We start from the raw sequence: 20058 nt of genomic DNA, 5'->3' as shown, positions 1-20058 counted from the left end.
GCTGATCTCCTTCAGGCGCCTTCGGCGCCGGTTGTGCGAATCGGGTCGTTTTGTCGGGCCGCCTCAGCGCCCCATCCTGGGCGGGCTATACGCGAGGATGTCGTCGGCCTGAAGCCAGCCGGGCGTCCCGCGCTTCAATTTCGCTTGAGCCCGGGCGGCATAACGTTTCGCCTCGGCGAACTGGCCCTGCATCATCATGGAGCGGGCCGTGGCAACGTCGGCCAGCCCGATATCGCCGCGCCGGGCGTAGGCGATGGCAAGCTGACGATAGCCAAGGCCGGAGTCCGGCTCCGCCTTGAGCCCGAGTTCGAGCTGCTGGATGGCCTCGCCGAGCAGCGCCGGGTCGTTGGAGGCGACCAGCGCCTGACCGAGCATGATGCGGATCAGGCCGGGCGCCGGTGCCAGGGATACGGCCTTGCGCAACGGGGCGATCGCCTGCTTGGGGTTGCCGGACTCAATCCAGGCCTGGCCTTTCAGCTCCCAGAAATAGGGGTTGTTGGGCTGGGTACGGATCAGCGCGTCGATCTCGCGTTGCGCCTCGCGCGGCTTTCCGGTGCGGTAGGCGACGATGGCGCGGGCATATTGGGCCGGCTGGCTGCGGTCGGAGCGGGGATAGGCGCGCAGCACCCGGTTGGGATGCTCGGTAAAGCCCTTGAGCTTGGCCTTCACCATGTCGTGGCGGTGCTGCAGCGCGGCGGAATCCGTGGCGTTCCAGTACGGGCTCTTCTGAGCTCGCTCTTCCAGCTGCGCGATGCGATCGCGGGCAATCGGGTGAGACCGCGCATACGGGTCGGCGTAGCGCGTGGAGAAGAGCTGCTGGTCGGCGATGTCGTTCAGCGACTTCAGAAGCCCCTTCGCGGACTGGCCCGTGCGCTCCAGATAGGTGAGGGCGGCCCGGTCGGCGGTGATCTCTTCGCTGCGCTGATACGAGAACAGCGAGCGCTGGGCCGCGTTCATGCCGCCGCCGATGATCGCCGCACCGCCGGCTCCGGCCGACGAGTTGCCCGTCGCCGCGCCTGCTGCCATGGCGCCGACGCCGGCAATCGTCGACAGCGCTGCCATGACCTGAGCTCGGGCGATGGCGTCGCGCAGGCGGATCAGGTGACCGCCGGCCATGTGACCGGTCTCGTGGGCCAGCACGCCGATGACTTCGTTCGGTGTCTCCGACCGCTCGATCACGCCGGTGTTGACGAACATCCGTCGGGGCGTGGCGACGAACGCGTTGAAGGAGTCGTCGTTGTTGAGGATGATTTCCGGGTTGGTGTTGGACAGTCCGGCAGCCCGGAAGATCGGCGCGGTATAATCGCGCAGCAGCTGTTCGGTCTCCGCGTCGCGCACGATCGAGATCCCGCGCCCTTGCGCTTCTGCCGAGATTGGGGCCAGCGCGAGCTGGGCGGCTGCCACGATGGCCAGTGCCCCGGAGAATAGCGCGCGGGTCCGCGAGTGGCGGCGCAACGAAGCGGAAGGCAAACGGACGGGATCAGCCATGGAAACCAACAATCGGTTGCTCATTGTCTGGATTTCTGACGCGCAGGAAGGCTACCAGAAGCAAACCGCTTTCTGGTAGGCCAGCTGGCCAGCACGCTGCAACAAGGGCGGCTCAATCCAAAGTCGAATTGGGGCGAGATCGCGGCGGCAAGCCGCTTCCCGGGCCCGGCTCGCGGGGTTGTGTACGGCAGTTCTTGCGGGAGCGGCGCGGAAGCGCAGGAGGATCGATTTGGACGCCGAGGTGAAACGGGACGGTAAGGGGCGCGGGCCGACCGGGGCTTCGGAGCGCAGCGCGGTCGATCCGTTCCTCGCCATGGATGTGCTGGCCGAGGCCACACGCCTCGAAGGTGAAGGACGGTCGATCGTCCACATGGAGGTCGGTCAGCCGGGGGCTCCAGCTCCGAAGGCCGTGCTGGATGCCGCGCGCGAAGCTCTTGCCGGCCCGCTCGGATACACCGAGGCGCTCGGACGAGCCCCTCTCCGCGAGCGCATCGCAAGGCACTACGCGGAGACATACGGCGTCGAGGTGTCGCCGGGAAACGTCATCGTCACGACCGGGTCCTCGGCCGGCTTCATGCTGGCCTTCCTCGCGGGCTTCGACGCCGGCCAGCGCATCGCGCTGCCGTCGCCGGGCTACCCGGCTTACCGCAACATCCTCAAGGCCCTGGACCTCATCCCGGTGGAAATCGAGACGACCGCGGAAACCCGCTGGGCGCTGACGCCGGAGCACCTGGAGCAGGTCTCGCGGGATGGTCCCATCGCCGGCGTACTGGTGGCGAGCCCGGCGAACCCGACCGGCACGATGATGGAGCCCGACGCGCTCGAGGCGTTGATCCGCAAGGCCGAGGAACTCGGCATGTGGTTCATCTCCGACGAAATCTATCACGGGCTCGTCTATGAGGGGCGCCGCGCCGCCTCGGCGCTGGAGACGTCGCCGGACGCCATCGTGGTCAACTCGTTCTCCAAATATTACTGCATGACCGGCTGGCGCGTCGGCTGGATGATCGTGCCGGACCGCCTGGTGCGGCCGGTCGAGCGGCTCGCGCAGAACCTCTACATCTCGGTTCCCGACCTGTCGCAGCGCGCCGCGCTGGCGGCATTCGATGCGCGGGAAGAGCTGGAGGCGGTGCGCGCAGTCTATGCGCAGAATCGCGCACTTTTGCGCAGTCGGCTGCCGGAGCTCGGATTCGAGACGATCCTGCCGGCCGACGGGGCGTTCTACCTCTACGCCGACATCACGCCATTCGCGGACGATTCGGTCGCCTTCTCCAGGGCGCTGCTGCAGGAGGCCGGCGTCGCCGTAACGCCGGGACCGGATTTCGATCCCGTCGGGGGGCACCGGTTCGTACGCTTCTCGCTGGCGGGGCAGCACGCGGCCATGGTGGAAGGCATGGAGCGGCTGGCGCACCACCTCGGACGCAGCTGACGAAAAAGGCCGGCGCTCGCGCACCGGCCTCTCGTTACTCTCGTTCGCCCGGCAGCCGGCCGGTCGAGCTTTCTCAGAAGAAGCTGCGCCGCTGCCACCAGCCGCGCTTGGAGCGGCTCTTCGAGCCTTCCTCGTCGGCTTCGGCCGCACCCTGGTCGGCTGCTTCCGTGGACGTCTGCGGCGTGCCGTGGATGCTGTGGAGACGGGCAGCGCGCTCGTCCTTCTCCGCCTCTACCGGCTCGTCCTTCTGAGCAGGCTCGGGTTCGGCCTCGACGATCTCTTCCGCCGCGACAACGGTCTCCACGTCGCTATCCACCGGCGCACCGGCATCGTTAGCGGCCGTCAGGATGGCTTCGTCGGTTCCAGCCGCCGCCATCTCGTCAGCGATGGGCTCCTGGGCGGCTTCAGCCACAACCGGGGTTTCCGTCTTGGCCGGTCCGTCGGCGTCCGACGCGGCCTCGGGGGCATGCGGCGGCTCGGAAGAGAGAGGAGGCTCATGCGGCTTGTCCCCCGTCTCGGTCACGTCGGACGCCGTCTCGGCCACCTCAGAGCCTGCCGCCTCACCAGCGTCATCGGATCCGGCCCGTTCGGCGTCGTCGCCCGAAGCACCATCGGCCCGGGTCTCGCCATTCTCCTCGCCCGCCTCGTCGCGATTGCGGCGGTTACGGCGACCTCCGCGACGGCCACGGCGGCGACGCGGCCGGTTCTCGTCGTCCTCGCCGGACTGGGCGACCTCGGCCTCGGTGTCGCCGTCGCCCTCGTCGGTCGAGGTCTCGTCGGAGTCCGCGGAAGCATCCTGCTGGCGGGCCTCATCACGGCCGCCGGCCTGCTCGACGTCCTGACCGCCGCGGCGGCCCCGCCGGCGCCGGCGGCGGCGACGCGGCTCCTTGTCGCCGTCCTCGGACGCGGTTTCGGCCTGCGGCTCCTCGGGCTCTTCCTCGTGCACCTCGATGACGGCCTGCGGCGGCTCTTCGCCTTCCGGACGGACGACCGGCTCGCGGTTGTCGATTTCCAGATGCTTGGTGCCGAGCGTGTCGTCCGCGGTGACGGAGATGGTCAGCCCGAAGCGGACCTCCAGCTCGGCCAGGTGCGCCCGCTTCTGGTTGAGGATGTAAAGCGCGACCTCGACCGGCGTGCGAACGTTGAGATGATGGTTCGCGGAGCGCAGGAGGTGGTCCTCCAGGCAGCGAAGCACGTAGAGCGCAACGGAATCGGTGGAGCGCACGATGCCGGTGCCGTGACAGTGGGTGCACAGCGTCGTGGAGCTTTCCACCACGCCCTGACGGATGCGCTGGCGCGACATCTCCATCAGGCCGAAGTGCGAGATTCGTCCGACCTGGATGCGGGCGCGGTCAACCTTCAGGCAGTCCTTGAGCTTGCGCTCCACGGACCGGTTGTTGCGCTTCTCCTCCATGTCGATGAAGTCGATGACGACGAGGCCGGCGAGGTCGCGCAGGCGCAGCTGCCGCGCGATTTCCTCCGACGCTTCCAGGTTCGTCTGGAGCGCGGTGGCCTCGATATTGTGCTCGCGGGTGGCGCGGCCGGAGTTCACGTCGATGGAGACGAGCGCTTCGGTCGGGTTCAGCACGATGTAGCCGCCGGACGGCAACGTCACCTGCGGCGAGAACATCGCGTCGAGTTGCGCCTCGACGCCGAAGCGCGTGAAGATCGGGGTGATGTCGCGATAGGGCTTTACGTTCTTCGCATGGCTCGGCATGAGCATGCGCATGAAGTCCTTGGCCTCCTTGTAGGCCGGCTCGCCGCAGACGAGAATCTCGTCGATGTCCTTGTTGTAGAGATCGCGGATCGAGCGCTTGATCAGGCTGCCTTCCTCGTAGACGAGGGTCGGCGCCACCGACTTCAGCGTCAGGTCGCGAACGGTCTCCCACAGCCGCAGCAGATATTCGAAGTCGCGGCGGATCTCCGCCTTGGTGCGGCTGGCGCCTGCGGTGCGCAGGATGACGCCCATGCCTTCCGGCACCTCGAGCTCGCCGGCAATCTCCTTGAGACGCTTGCGGTCCTGCGGGCTGGTGATCTTGCGGGAGATGCCGCCGCCACGGGCGGTGTTCGGCATCAGGACCGAATAGCGGCCGGCCAGCGACAGATAGGTCGTCAGTGCGGCGCCCTTGTTGCCCCGCTCTTCCTTGACGACCTGGACGAGCAGGATCTGGCGCCGCTTGATGACTTCCTGGATCTTGTAGGTCTTGCGGGCCGGACGGCTGCTGCGCCGGTCCATGACCTCGTCCATGGCGTCTTCGGCGCCCACGGACTCCACGCTGTCCTCATCGCCGCCGTCGCCGTTCTCGCCGTCTTCACCGTCCGATGCCTTCGCCCTGGTGTCGGCATCGTCCTCGGAATCCGACGACTGGACACTGGCGTCCGCGTCGTCGCTGGCCTTGGACCGGCGCGACCGCTTCGGCTTGTCTGCCTTGTCAGCGTCGTCGGAGCCGCTCTGGGCCTTCGCCTCTTCGGCCTCCTCGGCCAGAAGCGCGGCGCGGTCAGCGTGCGGGATCTGGTAGTAGTCCGGATGGATTTCGTTGAAGGCGAGGAAGCCGTGACGGTTTCCGCCGTAGTCGACGAACGCGGCCTGCAGGGACGGTTCGACGCGGGTCACCTTCGCCAGGTAGATGTTGCCGCGGAGCGGCTTGCGAGCGGCAGCTTCGAAATCGAAATCTTCGACGCGGTTACCGCGGACGACGACAACCCGGGTTTCTTCCGGGTGGGCTGCGTCGACGAGCATTTTGTTGGCCATAGGGCGCAAACTCCTTGCCTGCGCATCCAGGCGACGGCGGCGGTCCTGCGCGCGCCAGAAGCCGGACGGAGGCGATGTTGGTCGATAGTACGAACAGGGGTGTGCGAGCGCGGCGGCGTGGCCCGAAGCACAGGGCGGCGCGGTCCTGACGGACCGGCTGGGCCTTTTCAGTGCTTGTGGACAGGGACTGCATCGATCACGCGCTCAAAACGAACTTTATCCATAGACCGCGGCGTCACTGACGGCGCGGGCGAATGGCCGAGGGTTTCGGCAGGGACGCGACTGCGCTTCGACGGCTTGAAATGGGCACCCGACTGAACGGAACGGCCCGATGGCAAACGGCGTCGGCGCAAGCAGCGCTCCCGAGCCCGGCTTGCCCGCCATTCCAATTCTGATCGGGGTTGAAATTGCCCGACAGGAACCTTGCCCGAAGACTGGAAGGAGGGCAGCGCCTCTCTTTCCGCGAGGGAAAGCGAGGCTCGGACGCAGGAAATCATCCGCAGTACAGATATTTACGGACGTACCGGCCAGATGGCAAGCAAATGATCGGTGCACCCGAGTTGGGCACCGGCCATCAAGCGGCGGTTAACGCAGGCTGCGATATCGGATATAGGCGTCGGCCTGGGGGCTGCAGCAAGAGGTGTGACTGGATGCGCTCAACCGTGATCGCGGCAGCAATCGCGGGCCTTTTGGCCGTGTTTCCGGTGTCGTCTCCGGCGGTTTTGGCGGCCGACGAGACCGGCGCCGCAATCCTTGCTTCGGACGCCCGGGTGAGCGGCGACGCGGACCGCACGCGCTTCGTCATCGATGTGGCCGGAGAGGTCGAATTCGGGACGTTCGTCCTGTCCGATCCGAATCGCGTCATCGTCGATCTGGCCAATGTCTCCTTCGATCTGCCGGCGGATGCCGGCCGGGACGGCGCCGGAATGGTGTCGGCCTGGCGCTACGGCCAGTTCGCGCCGGGCCAGGCGCGTATTGTGCTTGATGTCGATCGGCCGGTGGCGGTCGAACACTCCTTCTACCTTCCGCCCGTGGGCGACCAGCCCGGCCGCCTCGTCCTCGACCTCGTCGCGACCTCCCAGGAAGCCTTCGAGGCGGCGGTGAAGGCCAATCTCGGCAAGAGGGCCGGTGCGGAGCCGGAACTGGCCAAGACCGCGGGGCCCGTCGGTGGTGACCGGCCCGTCGTGGTTCTCGATCCGGGCCATGGCGGCGTGGACCCCGGTGCGGTCGGCAAGGGAGGCGTGTTCGAGAAGGACGTGGTGCTGGCCTTCGCCAACGAGCTCAAGGCGGACCTGGAAAAGACCGGCGCGGTCGAGGTGCGCATGACCCGCGAGGGAGACACCTTCCTCTCGCTGCGCCAGCGCGTCGAGGTGGCCCGCGGTTACGGCGCCGACCTGTTCGTTTCCATCCACGCCGATTCGGCACCCCAGAACTATGTGCGCGGCGCCACGGTCTACACGCTCTCGGAGCGGGCGTCGGACGCCCAGGCCGCGGCGATCGCCGCGCGGGAAAACCGATCCGACGTACTGGCCGGCATCGAGGCGGACGAGGCCACCGATGAGGTGACCGACATTCTGGTGGACCTGGCGCGGAGGGAGACGAAGGTGTTCTCCCACCACTTCGCCGAGGACGTCATCCAGGAACTCGGCACCGCGGTCAAACTGCACAAAAATCCACATCGGTCGGCGCGTTTCCGCGTGCTGAAGGCGCACGACATTCCCTCCGTGCTGATCGAGCTGGGCTATCTGTCCAACGCCCACGACGAGCAGCTTCTCACCGACGAGGAATGGCGCGATCGCGCCTCGGACGCGCTCTCGGGGGCGGTGACGCGCTTCTTCGGGCCGCGGATCGCGCAGGGCAAAAGCGAGCAGGTGACGCGCTGAATGCCGCGATGCCACCACTTTTCGGGCGCATTGTCCGATATACGAGGGGTTTACGGACCCCAGTCATAATCGCTTGCAGGCGGGCGACCGCGAACGCTATCCCTGCCGCTCGCGATGAATTGACCCTTTCCGCCGACGGGGGCGGGCTATTTGGCAGGGTCGGGATCGGTTTATGAGGCATGCCGATCTCCGACACAGCTATCGGACTGGTGCCAGCGTCCGGGGGAGGCGCGGCAACCGGCTTCGGTTCGGCACCGGGTGGAGTTGAGACGGCACGATGCGCTTTATTCTGAACACCTTCGGCTACCTGTTGGGGATCGGCGCGGTCCTCGGCCTGATCGCGGCCGGAGCCGTCGGCTTCTACATCTCCAAGATGTCGGAGGACCTGCCGGACTATACCCAGCTGCGCAACTACGAGCCGCCGGTGATGACGCGTATCCACGCGACCGACGGCAGCCTCGTGGCCGAGTACGCCACGGAACGGCGGCTGTTCCTGCCGATCCAGGCCATCCCGTCCATCATCAAGGAAGCCTTCCTGTCCGCCGAGGACAAGAACTTCTACATCCACAACGGTGTGGACGTCGGCGGCGTGTTCCGGGCCGCCGCCACCAACTTCCGCAACCGCGGCTCAGGCCGTCGTCCGGTGGGCGCGTCGACGATCACCCAGCAGGTCGCGAAGAACTTCCTGCTGACCAACGAGGTCTCCATCGAGCGCAAGATCAAGGAAGCGATCCTGGCGCTGCGCATGGAGCAGGCCTACACCAAGGACCGGATCCTCGAACTCTATCTCAACGAGATCTATCTCGGCATGGGCGCCTATGGCGTCGCGGCGGCCGCACTCGTCTATTTCGACAAGTCGGTTCACGAGCTGACCCTGGCCGAGGTCGCCTACCTGGCCGCGCTGCCGAAGGCGCCGAACAACTACAATCCCTTCCGCGACCCGGCGCGCGCCATCGAGCGCCGCAACTGGGTGCTGGACCGCATGCTGGAGAACGGCTTCATCACCGAAGCCCAGTCGCTGGAAGCGAAGAACGAGCCGCTGAAGGTGACCCCCCGCGAGACCGGCTCGCACCTCGTTGCGTCGGAATATTTCGCCGAGGAAGTGCGCCGGCAGCTCGCCTCGATGTATGGCGAGAAGGGCCTCTATCAGGGCGGCCTGTCGGTCCGCACCACGCTCGATCCGGCCTATCAGGTGATGGCGCGCAACGCGCTGATGGAAGGACTGATCGATTTCGACGTCAAGCGCAGCGGCTGGCGCGGCCCGGTCACCACGGTCGACCTCGACAACGGCGCCGACTGGGGCCAGCGGGTCGGCGAGGTCGAGGCCTATTCCGACGTGCCTGAATGGCGTCTCGCCGTCGTTCTGTCGGTGGACAACACCGAGGCAGTGATCGGCTTGCAGCCGCCGCGTCTCGTCTCCGGCGCGCTGTCCATGGATCGCGAGCGCGGGCGTCTGCCCTTCAAGGAAGTGGCGTGGCGCCGGATCCAGCAGGGTCCCGAGCCGGGTCAGGATTATGCGCGCTATACGAGCGCCCGCAACATGACCGACCTGGTCCAGCGCGGCGACGTCGTCTACGTGCAGAAGGCCGAGGGCTCGGAAGAGGGCGACGACATCTGGCGGCTGCGTCAGGTGCCGGAGGTGTCCGGCGGCATCGTCGCGATGGATCCGCACACCGGCCGCGTGCTCGCCATGGTCGGCGGTTTCAGCTACGCGGAGAGCGAGTTCAACCGCGCCACCCAGGCCCGGCGTCAGCCCGGCTCGTCCTTCAAGCCGTTCGTCTACGCAACCGCGCTCGACAACGGCTACACCCCGGCGAGCGTGGTTCTCGACGGTCCGATCGAGATCGATCCGGGCCCCGGCCAGCCCGTCTGGCGCCCGAAGAACTACGGCGGCAAGTTCGCCGGTCCCTCGACACTGCGTTACGGCATCGAGCGCTCGCGCAACGTGATGACGGTGCGGCTGGCCAAGGACATGGGCATGCCGCTGATCGTCGAGTACGCCCGGCGCTTCGGCATCTACGACCAGCTGAAGCCGTACCTGCCGATGTCGCTGGGCGCCGGCGAGACCACCATCATGCGGATGGTCGGCGCCTATTCGATCATCGCCAACAGCGGCCAGAAGGTGACCCCGACCCTCATCGACCGCATTCAGGACCGCTACGGCCGGACGATCTATCGCCACGACGACCGCGTCTGTCAGGGCTGCGTCGCCGAGGAATGGCACAACCAGCCGGAGCCGACGATCATCGACGAGTCGGAGTACGTGCTCGATCCGATGACCGCCTACCAGATCACGTCGATGATGGAGGGCGTCGTCCAGCGCGGTACGGCCACGCGGGTGCGGGTGCTCGGCAAGCCCATCGCGGGCAAGACCGGCACCACCAATGACGAGCGCGATGCCTGGTTCATCGGCTTCACGCCGGATCTCGTGGCTGGCGTCTATGTGGGCTACGACAACCCGCGGCCGATGGGGCGCGGCGCCACCGGCGGCCAGATCGCTGCGCCGATCTTCATCAACTTCATGGAAGAGGCGCTGGCCGACAAGCCGGGCGTCGAGTTCCGTGTCCCGGAAGGCATCAAGCTGGTGCCGGTCTACCTGAAGAGCGGCCAGCCCGCCCCGAACGGCGGATCCGGCGTCATCCTCGAGGCCTTCAAGCCGGGTACCGCGCCGGGCGACACCTTCTCGGTGATCGGCATGAACAACGGCAAGTCGTCGCGCTCGTCCGTCACCCGGGAGAGCGAGCGGGCCGTGCTGTCGGGCACCGGCGGCCTCTACTGATCCCAGGAAAATCGACGAACTGGAGAGGGCGGCCTGCGCCGTCCACGCTCCGGGGCGTCGCACGCGTGCCGGCCAACGATCCCGGTCCGGCGAGGGTGGGCGATTGTGTGCGCCGCCCGAACGCCTTATGTCGATGAACCCGCCGCCCGTGCGGCCGTCGTGAACCCAACCGGAACAAGACCATGCGAACGGAAACGACCAACACGGTCGAAGAGATCAAGCAGGCGCTCGGCCTGCTGAGGAGGTATCTTTGACTGGGAACAGGCACTCAAGCGGCTCGATGAGCTGAACGCGAAGGCCGAGGACCCGAGCCTCTGGGACGATCCTGCCGTGGCGCAGGGGTTGATGCGCGAGCGCCAGTCGCTCGAAGACCAGATCACCGCCGTGCGTCGTCTGGAGCAGGAGCTCGACGACGCGGTGGGCCTCATCGAGCTGGGCGAGGAGGAAGGCGACGAGACCGTGGTCACCGACGCCGAGGATCAGCTCAAGGGGCTCAAGACCGAGCTTGCCCGCCGCCAGGTAGAGGCGATGTTGTCGGGCGAGGCCGATGCCAACGACGCCTATGTCGAGGTCCATGCCGGTGCCGGCGGCACCGAGAGCCAGGACTGGGCCAACATGCTCCTGCGCATGTACGTGCGCTGGGCGGAGCGCGCCGGCTACAAGGTCGAGACGCTCGAGGTCAACGATGGCGAAGAGGCCGGCATCAAGTCCGCCACGATCCTGGTCAAAGGGCATAACGCCTATGGCTGGCTGAAGACGGAATCGGGCGTGCATAGGCTGGTGCGGATCTCGCCGTTCGACAGCCAGGCGCGCCGCCACACGAGCTTTGCCTCGATCTGGGTCTACCCGGTGATCGACGATTCCATCGAGATCGAGATCATCGAGTCCGACGTGCGCGTGGACACCTACCGAGCGTCCGGCGCCGGTGGGCAGCACGTCAACACGACCGACAGCGCCGTCCGCCTGACCCATGTGCCGTCGGGCATCGTCGTGGCCTGCCAGGCGGGCCGCTCCCAGCACCAGAACCGGTCCCAGGCCTGGGACATGCTTCGGGCGCGTCTCTACGAGGCGGAGCTGAAGAAGCGGGAGGAAAAGGCGATGGCCGAGGCCGCGACCAAGTCGGACATCGGCTGGGGCCACCAGATCCGCTCCTACGTGCTGCAACCCTATCAGTTGGTGAAGGACCTGCGCACGGGCGTGGAGAGCACCGCGCCCTCCGACGTGCTGGACGGCGACCTCGACGGCTTCATGGAAGCCACGCTGGCCCAGCGTGCCTACGGAGACACGCCCGCCGAGGTCTCCGACGTCGAGTGACGATCCGGCCCTCGCGGTTCTGGAATGGGGCGTCCCGGAAGGGGCGCCCTTTTTCGTGGCGGGTCAGGTGCGGATGGTTTCCAGCGGTCTGTAAAAGCCGGGCGTCAGGCCGGCCTCGGAGCGCGCGCGGTCATTGAAGGGCGGCTTCAGCGCGCCCCGGAAGTGCTTGCGGACCAGCGCGTGGAAGGTCGGCTCGAACGGACGGCCCTCCCGGTCGCAGAGGAACTTGAACCACTTCGCCCCAAAGTAGACGTGCTTCTTCTCGTCCTCGTAGATGCGCCGGAAGACCGCGGCGTCGGCTTCGTCGCCGCGCGTCTCGGCCCGTTCGATCATTGACGGGGTCACGTCCAGTCCGCGGGCTTCGAGCACCAGCGGCACGATGGCCAGTCGGGCGGAAAGATCGCACCTGGTTTCCTCGGCGGCCTGCCACAGCCCGTCATGGGCCGGCAGGTCACCGTAGGCCGCGCCGAAATCGGCCAGGCGGTCGCGCAGCAGGCCGAAGTGGATGCTCTCCTCCAGCCCGACCGTGACCCAGTCGTCGAAGAAGGAGCGGGGCACGCGTTCGCCGGCGAAGCGGCCGACGATGTCCCAGGCGAGGTCGACGGCGTTGAGCTCGATGTGGGCGATGGCATGCAGGAGTGCGATGTGGCCCGTCCGGCTGTCGGCCGAGCGTCGCGGCATGTCGCGCGGGGCCAGCAACTGCGGCCGGTCGGGGCGACCGGGCCGCTTCGGGGCAGGCGGGTCCAGCGTCGGCCGTCTGAGCGACAGCTGTCGCGCGAACCAGAGGTCCGCGGTCCGGCGCGACAGGGCGATCTTGGCGTCCAGGTCGGCAGTCGCGACGATGGTACGCGCCGCGGCCGCGAGCGAGGCCGGGCGCCCGGCGCCCTGTTCGGGTAGCTCCATGTCCTGCCCCTCGTTGCCGGACGGCCTACAGCGCTTTGGCGGCCTCGAGAACGGCCTCGGCATGGCCGGGCACCTTCACCTTGCGCCAGATGCGGGCGATCGTGCCGTCGGCCGCGATGAGGAAGGTGGAGCGCTCGACGCCCATGTAGGTGCGCCCGTACATCGATTTCTCCACCCAGACGCCATAGCTTTGACATACGTCTTTGGCTTCGTCCGCTGCCAGCGGAACCGAAAGTGCGTGCTTCTTCCGGAACTTGGCGTGTTTTTCGGCCGAATCCGGGGAAACGCCGAGGACCTGGATGCCGGCATCCTCGAATCGCGGCATCAGTTCGGAGAAGGCGAGGGCCTCTTTGGTGCACCCGGACGTGTCGTCTTTCGGGTAAAAGTAGAGAACGACCGGTTTGCCAACCAGGGCGCTCAGTGAAACGTCGCCCATCGTGTCGGTTGGAAGGGTGAAGTCCGGCGCGTGGTCGCCTTCTGACAGCGTGCTCATCGAATGGCCCTCGTGTGCGTGTAACGCGTTTCGTTGCCGACGCCCGGGCGCGCGCGGGCCTGCCGGCCCCGCACCGGATGCGGAAGAGCGGTTTTGCCTGAGCCGCGTCTGCGGTCAAGCGCGGTGTCGGAAAACCGCTTTGGGAGTGTGACGGAAGGAGCATGAGAGCAGGACGCGGGCCCACGCGGCTCTTCCATCCCCATCTTTTCTGCGGCGGCCGCTCCCGCCCGCGGAAGGCTGCGCGGCTGGCGTTCTTCGCGGCGGCCGGTCTGGCGCTGCTCGTCGTGCTCCTGGTGATCCGTGTCTACTCGGCGCCGCTGACGATTCCGATCGCGGACCGGACGGTCCGGACGATACTCACGAGCCTTGCGGGTGAGGACGGTCGCGTGGCCGTCGGTGGCGTGTCGCTCGGCTGGGCGCCCGGTTCGGCGCTCGAAATCGTGGTCCGGGAGGTTTCGATCCGGGGGCCGGCGGGCACGCTGGAAGCGCCGAAGTCCGTATTCGACATCTCCGCCGCCGCCCTGCTCAAGGGCGAAGTGCGCGTCCACTCCATCGAGATCATCGATCCGGCGCTGAGCGTCAACTATCCGGTCCGCAGCGCGGACGACCAGACGGGCGAGGTGCAGCAGAGGCCGGATCCCCCGCTTTCGTTCGGTTTCCTGCCGGAGGTGGAACAGCGGCTCGCGCGGCTTGCGGCCATTGCCCGTCAGAACGGGCTGAAGCAGTTCCGGCTGTCTGGCGGCGAAATTCGCATACCCGATCCCGATCCGCGCCTGCCTGACCGGGTGTTCTCCGGGATCGACGGAACGGCGCTGCCGGAGACCGACGGCGACGTGGCCATCGACGTGCGCGGCCAGGCCCACTCCGGCGCCTGGCGCTACACGATCGAGCGCTCCACCATCGCGGACGGGTCGCGCCTGGTGGCCGGGGGGCATGGTGTCGGGCTCACCGACATCATCGCCCTGCCGATCATCGAGTCGGGATTTTCGCTGGCTCCCGAACTGGTGGCCTGGTTCTCCCCGGAGGGAGATCTGGAACGGGCGCGGCTGCAGCTGGGTGTCGACAAGGGCGTCTTCAAGATCGCCAAGGATCCGCCGCGGACAATCGACCGGCTGCTCGTCGCCGCGACCTGGGACGCGAAGGACGACGTGGTCAGAGTCGAGCCGCTCGAGATCGTTGCCGGTGCGACCCTGCTGGTCGGCAAGGGGACCTTCACCCCGCCGCGCGACGACGGCGACACGTGGACCTACGAGCTCAGCGCCGACACGGCCCGGATGGGGCCGGATGACGTCGATGGGCCGCCGCTCGATATCCCGGTCCTGAACGTCTCCGGTACCATCGTGCCGTCGCGGAGCTACCTGACCTTCGACCGGTTCGTTGCCCGCTCGGTTCAGGGAGCGATGATGGGGTCGGGATCGTTCGATTTCGGACCGCATGGCCCGAACCTCGCCGCAGCCCTGAGCCTGTCGCCGATGTCGGCTGCCACCCTGATGCGCATGTGGCCGGTCATCGTCGGCTACGAGGCCCGCAACTGGCTGGTCGAGAACGTGCGCAGCGGCCAGATCGAAAGCGGCGAGATGCTGTTCGCGTTGCTGCCGCGCGACATGGACGGCGATCCGTCGACCCAAAGTTCCATGAAGCGGAACATCGACATCGCCGTGACCTATCGCGACGGCTCGCTTGTCCTGCCGGGCGACTTGCCGGCCATGATCGACGCCACCGGCTCGGCCACGGTGGTCGACCGGCACGTGACTCTTGATGCGTCCTCGGCCGCCCTCGTGCCGCCCGAAGGGGGGCGCATCGCGGTGGAGGATTTCTACGTCGACATCCCCTCCGTCACCGCGAAGCCGCCGATCGGCACGATCCGCACCCGGCTGGAAGGCGCTGCGGCCGCTATCGCCTCGCTGGTCGACCTGGAGCCCATCGATGCGCTGGGCCGGATCGGCGTGACGCCCGCCGATCTCTCCGGAAGCATTTCCGCCGCCATCGAGGCCGTCGGTCCCATGGGCCAGACCATCGAGCCCGATGCGCTCAAATGGTCGGTCGATGCGCAGTTGAGCGACGTCGCGAGCAAGGCGCCGATCAACGGCATGACCGTCAGCGGCGCGACGCTCTCCGTCATCGCCGATCCGACGGAGGCTACGCTCAAGGGGAAGGCCACGGTGGACGGTGTCACGGCGACCATCGACTATACGGCTGTGTTTTCCGGCGCGGACGAGGGCAGGGCTGGCGACGTGTCTTTCGTTCTGACCGAGGCGGAACGGAAGAAGCGCGGCTGGGACGTCGGGTCACTTCTCGGCGGGCCGATCGAGATCACCGTCGTGGATTCGACCGACGGCAAGCGCCGGGTCGAGGCGAACCTGAAGGACGCGCGCCTCACGGTGCCGGGCTTTGGCTGGACCAAGGGCGCCGGCGTTCCGGCCAAGGCGAGCTTCGACCTCGTCGAGGACGAGAAGACCGTCGAGGTCAACGACCTCAAGGTCACCTCGGACGGGCTGGACGTGACCGGCAAGGTGCGCATCGAGAACGGCGAACTGGTTTCGGCGATTTTCGACCGGTTCGCATTGCGCCCCACCGACAAGGCGAAGCTGACAGTCACGCGAAGCGGCAAGGGCTACGACGTGGTGGTGAAGGGGTCGTCACTGGACGGGCGCGGCCTGCTGTCTTCTTTCAAGAACCAGGCGGACGAAGGAGGGACCGGAGGCTCCGGTCTCGGTGGTCCCCTCAACCTGCGCATGGACCTCGCGACCGTGCAGGGCAACGGTGGCGTCAGCCTGACCGGCCTCACGGGTTCGCTGAGCATGAGCGGCGACCAGCTCACCGCGCTGGACCTGACCGGTTCCAGCAATGGTGGCCGGTCGCGCGATATTGTCGCGCGGCTGACGCCCGGCGGCAACGGGACACGCACGCTCTCCGTTGATGCGGCGGACACCGGTCGCTTGCTCCGATTCCTCGGTCTCTACCAACGTCTGGCCGGGGGGCAGGGCCGGCTCGACGCCACCCTGCGCAGGCGACAACCCACGATCGGCGAGGTCACCGTCCGCAACTTCGAGATAACCGATGACCCGCAGGTGGCCAGCCTGATCGACCGGACAGTGCGCAGCGCCGGCCGCAGCGCTTCCGATCCGCGTCCGCTGGCTTTCCAGCCATCGCGCGATGCCCGGACCACGGCGGGATTTGAGGAACTGAACGTCCCCTTCACCGAGGACAAGGGGCGTATCCAGATCACCGACGCCGTCCTGCGCGGGGCCGCGATCGGCGGTACCGCCGGAGGCGTGCTCGATCTGAAGGGCGACCGGATGACCATCACCGGGACGGTGATCCCGGCCTATGCCATCAACAATCTGTTCGGGCGGGTGCCGATCCTCGGCGAGATCCTGGGCGGCGGCAAGGACGGCGGCCTGTTCGGCGTGACCTTCCGGCTAGACGGACCGATGAAGAGCCCGACCTTCTCCTTCAACCCGGTCTCGGCCGTCACGCCCGGCATCTTCCGACGCCTGTTCGAGGCCGAGGACGCCGACGGCGCGCCGGCCTATCCGGCACCGGCGCCGCGCGACGCCCGTAACAACCGCTACTGAGCCTCTCCGGCGGCGATCCGGGCCGAGAGCCTACTCGGCCCGCAGCAGCACGTGCTTCTTGCGGCCCAGCGACAGCTTGATCACGCCGTCTCCCGTCAGATCCGCGCTTCCCAGGATACGGCGCTCATCGTCCACGACCGTGTCGTTCACGCGGGCGCCGCCGCCCTTCACATGCCTCCGCGCCTCACCGTTGGAGGCGGCGAGGCCGGCCCGGCGGAAGGCCTCCAGCAATCCGATGCCCACCTCGATCTCAGCGGCCGGAACCGTCACCGTCGGCAGGTCGTCGGCCAGCGTGCCGGCCTCGAAGGTCTGGCGGGCGGTCTCGGCGGCCTTTTCCGCCTCTTCGCGACCATGCACGATCGCGGTTGCCTCGGTAGCGAGGATCTTCTTGGCCTCGTTGATCTCCGCCCCGCCGAGGGCTTCCAGGCGCGCGATCTCGTCGAGCGGCAGCCGGGTGAAGATCTTCAGGAAGCGCCCGACGTCGGCGTCCTCGGTGTTGCGCCAGTATTGCCAGAAATCGTAGGGGCTGAAGACGTCCTCGTTCAGCCAGACCGCGCCGTTGGCGGTCTTGCCCATCTTGGCGCCGGAGGCGGTGGTGAGCAGCGGCGTGGTCAGGGCGTAAAGCTGTGGCGTGCCCATCCGGTGGCCCAGGTCGACGCCGTTGATGATGTTGCCCCACTGGTCGGAGCCGCCCATCTGCAGCCGGCAACCGTAGCGCCGGTTCAGCTCGACGAAATCGTAGCCCTGCATGATCATGTAGTTGAATTCGAGGAAGGAGAGCGACTGCTCCCGGTCGAGCCTGAGCTTCACGCTGTCGAAGGAGAGCATCCGGTTGACGGAGAAGTGGCGCCCCACGTCGCGGATGAACTCGATATAGTTCAGGCCGAGCAGCCAGTCGGCGTTGTTGACCATCAGCGCGTCGTTGGGGCCGTCGCCAAAGCGCAGGATACGCGAGAAGATCCGCTTGATGCTGGCGATGTTGGCGTTGATGGCCTCGGGCGTGAGCAGTCCGCGCTGCTCGTCGCGGAAGGAGGGATCGCCAACCATCGAGGTGCCGCCGCCCATCAGCGCGATGGGCCGGTGGCCAGTCTCCTGCATCCAGTGCAGCATGGTCGCGGAGATCAGGTTGCCGATGTGCAGGCTGGTCGCGGTTGCGTCATAGCCGACATAGGCCGTCACAGTTTCCTTGGCGAAAAGCTCGTCGAGGCCGCTTTCATCTGACATCTGGTGGATGAAGCCGCGCTCGAAGAGCGTCTGCAGGAACTCTGACTTGAAGCCGGGCATGGAACGCGAATCCTGTGGTATCTCGGGCGGGGCCGGTCAGCCTCGCTGTTCGGCTCGCGGTTTATCAGCCCTGCCGTCAAATTCCAGATGCGGAGTCGATTTTGAACGACGAAAAGGCCGAAAACCGCCTCTACCGCGCGATCGGGCTGATGAGCGGCACGTCGATGGACGGCGTCGATGCCGCGCTGGTGGTCACCGACGGCGAAGCCGCGGTCAGCCTCGGTCCGACCCAGTTCACGCCCTATCCGGTTGACCTGCGCCGGCTGCTCAAGCGCGCCAACGCCGTGGCGCTCGACCTCGACGACCGGACGGCGCGGCCTGAGCCCTTGGCGGAGGCCGAAGCCTGGGTGACGCGGGAGCAGACGGAGGCCGTGCGGGCCTTTGCCGCCACGCTGGACACTCCGCCGGACGTCGTCGGCTTTCACGGCCAGACGGTGATGCATGCGCCCGACCGCGGCATGACCATGCAGCTCGGCGACGGCGGCGCGATGGCGCGCGATCTGTCGATCCCGGTTGTCTACGACCTGCGCGCCGCCGACGTGGCGGCCGGCGGTGAGGGCGCGCCGCTGGTGCCGGTGTTCCACCGGGCGCTGGTGGTGCAGGCGGGCTTGGAGTTGCCCGCCGCCGTCCTGAATATAGGCGGCGTCGCCAACGTGAGCTTTATCGGCGCCAACGGCGACCCCACCGCCTTCGACACCGGCCCCGGCAACGCGATGCTGGATGACCTGATGGAGGAGCGACACGGCGTCCTGATGGACGAGGGCGGGGCGCGGGCGGCGGCCGGGACGGCCGATCGGGCGGTGGTGGAGGCCTACCTGTCCGATGCCTATTTCGCCCGGCCGGCGCCGAAATCGCTGGATCGAAGCCACTTCGACCTGTCCCTGGTGGCGCACCTCTCGACGGAAGATGCGGCAGCCACTCTCGTCGAGGTGACGGCGGGTGCGGTGGTAAAGGGGCTGGAGATCCTGCCGGCCTATCCGAAAAGCCTGACGATCGGCGGGGGCGGGGCCCGCAACCCTGTGATGATGGAAGCGCTGGAGAGGTCGACAGGGCTCACTCCGAAGAGCGCCGACGTGTTCGGCTGGTCGGCGGCTTTCCTGGAAGCCCAGGCGTTCGGCTACCTTGCCGTGCGCTCGATGCTCGGCCTGCCGATCACGTTCCCGATGACCACGGGCGTCAGGCGGCCCCACACGGGCGGCATCGTCGCCCGTCCCTGACCACCTTCACGGGCGGGATTATCGCCCGCCCGTGAAGGTGGTCGCGCGTGGCGGATCAGGCGGCGTCGGAGGTCTCGCCGAGACGCTTGTCGAGATAGCCGGAGCAGTGATCCATCAGCACATCGACCCGGTCCTCGAAGAAGTGGTTCGCGCCCGGCACGATCTCCTGGTCGATGATGATGCCCTTCTGGGTCTTCAGCTTGTCGACCAACGTCTGAACGTCTTTCTGCGGCACCACCTTGTCGGCGTCGCCATGGATGATCAGGCCGGACGACGGGCAGGGCGCCAGAAACGAGAAGTCGTGCAGGTTCGCCGGAGGCGCGACGGAGATGAACCCCTCGATCTCCGGGCGGCGCATCAGGAGCTGCATGCCGATCCAGGCGCCGAACGAGAAGCCGGCGATCCAGCAGGAGCGCGCGTCGGGATGGATCGTCTGGACCCAGTCCAGCGCGGCGGCGGCGTCGGAGAGCTCGCCCGAGCCGTGGTCGAAGGCGCCCTGGCTACGGCCCACACCGCGGAAGTTGAAGCGCAGGACCGCGAAGCCGCGCTTCTGGAACATGTAGAAGAGGTTGTAGACGATCTGGTTGTTCATCGTCCCGCCGAACTGCGGGTGCGGATGCAGCACGATCCCGATCGGCGCATTGCGGCTTTTGGCCGGCTGGAAGCGGCCCTCGATGCGGCCGGCCGGGCCGGCGAAGATCACTTCGGGCATCGGAACGAATCCTTTAGGAGGCGGTTGCGGGGGGAGGTGGCGCTGACGGTCGGTTCAAGATAGGAAAATCTTGACGGCAAGGGTCACCTTCCTACACTAAGATAATCTGGAACCATTCGAAATCGATAGCGGACCTCCGGGCCCGCGCACCGCTTGGTGTCGGATGGTGACGAGGTGGGCGGGTTTATCCACAGCCAGGCCGCCCAATGCAAGATTTTTCCGGATTTCG

General features: G+C 67.3%; 12 protein-coding genes. 6 read left to right on the top strand and 6 right to left on the bottom strand.

Annotated features, from left to right (window positions below; translation table 11 throughout):
* Positions 1-63: 63 nt before the first annotated feature.
* Positions 64-1488, bottom strand: coding sequence for a M48 family metalloprotease (locus tag C507_RS0111580; protein ID WP_169508967.1), 1425 nt, complete (start codon positions 1486-1488; stop codon positions 64-66).
* Between the two features lie 313 nt (positions 1489-1801).
* Here C507_RS0111580 and C507_RS0111575 point away from each other — a divergent pair, with 313 nt between their 5' ends.
* Positions 1802-2914 (top strand): pyridoxal phosphate-dependent aminotransferase, encoded by a 1113-nt coding sequence (locus tag C507_RS0111575; RefSeq protein WP_051089769.1) that lies wholly within the window; start codon positions 1802-1804, stop codon positions 2912-2914.
* A 73-nt stretch (positions 2915-2987) separates the two neighbouring features.
* Here the strand turns inward: C507_RS0111575 and C507_RS0111570 are convergent, their stop codons facing one another.
* The gene (locus C507_RS0111570; protein WP_018699863.1) at positions 2988-5666 is read right to left on the bottom strand and encodes an Rne/Rng family ribonuclease; all 2679 of its coding nucleotides are present in this window, start codon (positions 5664-5666) and stop codon (positions 2988-2990) included.
* A gap of 401 nt (positions 5667-6067) precedes the next feature.
* Between C507_RS0111570 and C507_RS0111565 the strand changes: the two genes are divergently transcribed.
* From C507_RS0111565 to prfB, 3 genes are all read left to right on the top strand, one after another.
* Complete coding sequence (locus C507_RS0111565) at positions 6068-7549, top strand: N-acetylmuramoyl-L-alanine amidase (protein WP_245559680.1); 1482 nt, start codon at positions 6068-6070, stop codon at positions 7547-7549.
* 286 nt (positions 7550-7835) lie between these two features.
* Positions 7836-10328: a penicillin-binding protein 1A gene (locus C507_RS0111560; protein WP_026319032.1), complete on the top strand. Its 2493-nt coding sequence runs from the start codon at positions 7836-7838 to the stop codon at positions 10326-10328.
* 182 nt (positions 10329-10510) lie between these two features.
* Positions 10511-11642, top strand: a protein-coding gene (prfB, locus tag C507_RS0111555; RefSeq protein ID WP_245559679.1) for a peptide chain release factor 2 whose coding sequence is annotated in 2 segments (ribosomal slippage) — positions 10511-10579 and positions 10581-11642 — 1131 coding nt in all. Because the reading frame shifts where the segments join, the coding sequence is not laid out codon by codon here.
* 63 nt (positions 11643-11705) lie between these two features.
* Here prfB and C507_RS0111550 read toward each other — a convergent pair.
* Together C507_RS0111550 and bcp are read right to left on the bottom strand one after the other, a co-directional pair.
* Positions 11706-12545 (bottom strand): ferritin-like domain-containing protein, encoded by an 840-nt coding sequence (locus C507_RS0111550; RefSeq protein ID WP_018699859.1) that lies wholly within the window; start codon positions 12543-12545, stop codon positions 11706-11708.
* A 25-nt stretch (positions 12546-12570) separates the two neighbouring features.
* On the bottom strand, positions 12571-13038 hold the full coding sequence (gene bcp, locus C507_RS0111545; protein WP_018699858.1) for a thioredoxin-dependent thiol peroxidase: 468 nt from the start codon (positions 13036-13038) through the stop codon (positions 12571-12573).
* A gap of 161 nt (positions 13039-13199) precedes the next feature.
* Here bcp and C507_RS0111540 point away from each other — a divergent pair, with 161 nt between their 5' ends.
* Positions 13200-16616 (top strand): YhdP family protein, encoded by a 3417-nt coding sequence (locus C507_RS0111540; protein ID WP_018699857.1) that lies wholly within the window; start codon positions 13200-13202, stop codon positions 16614-16616.
* Between the two features lie 30 nt (positions 16617-16646).
* On the opposite strand, the gene tyrS is transcribed toward C507_RS0111540, so the two are convergent.
* Complete coding sequence (gene tyrS, locus C507_RS0111535; RefSeq protein WP_018699856.1) at positions 16647-17900, bottom strand: tyrosine--tRNA ligase; 1254 nt, start codon at positions 17898-17900, stop codon at positions 16647-16649.
* Between the two features lie 101 nt (positions 17901-18001).
* Between tyrS and C507_RS0111530 the strand changes: the two genes are divergently transcribed.
* On the top strand, positions 18002-19117 hold the full coding sequence (locus tag C507_RS0111530) for an anhydro-N-acetylmuramic acid kinase (protein ID WP_018699855.1): 1116 nt from the start codon (positions 18002-18004) through the stop codon (positions 19115-19117).
* A gap of 55 nt (positions 19118-19172) precedes the next feature.
* Here the strand turns inward: C507_RS0111530 and C507_RS0111525 are convergent, their stop codons facing one another.
* Positions 19173-19829 (bottom strand): alpha/beta hydrolase, encoded by a 657-nt coding sequence (locus C507_RS0111525; RefSeq protein ID WP_018699854.1) that lies wholly within the window; start codon positions 19827-19829, stop codon positions 19173-19175.
* Between the last annotated feature and the right edge of the window lie 229 nt (positions 19830-20058).

The sequence above is a fragment of the Amorphus coralli DSM 19760 genome (genome assembly GCF_000374525.1).
In the GTDB taxonomy this organism is placed as follows: Bacteria; Pseudomonadota; Alphaproteobacteria; order Rhizobiales; family Amorphaceae; genus Amorphus; species Amorphus coralli.
This window is presented reverse-complemented; position numbering and strand designations above follow the sequence as displayed.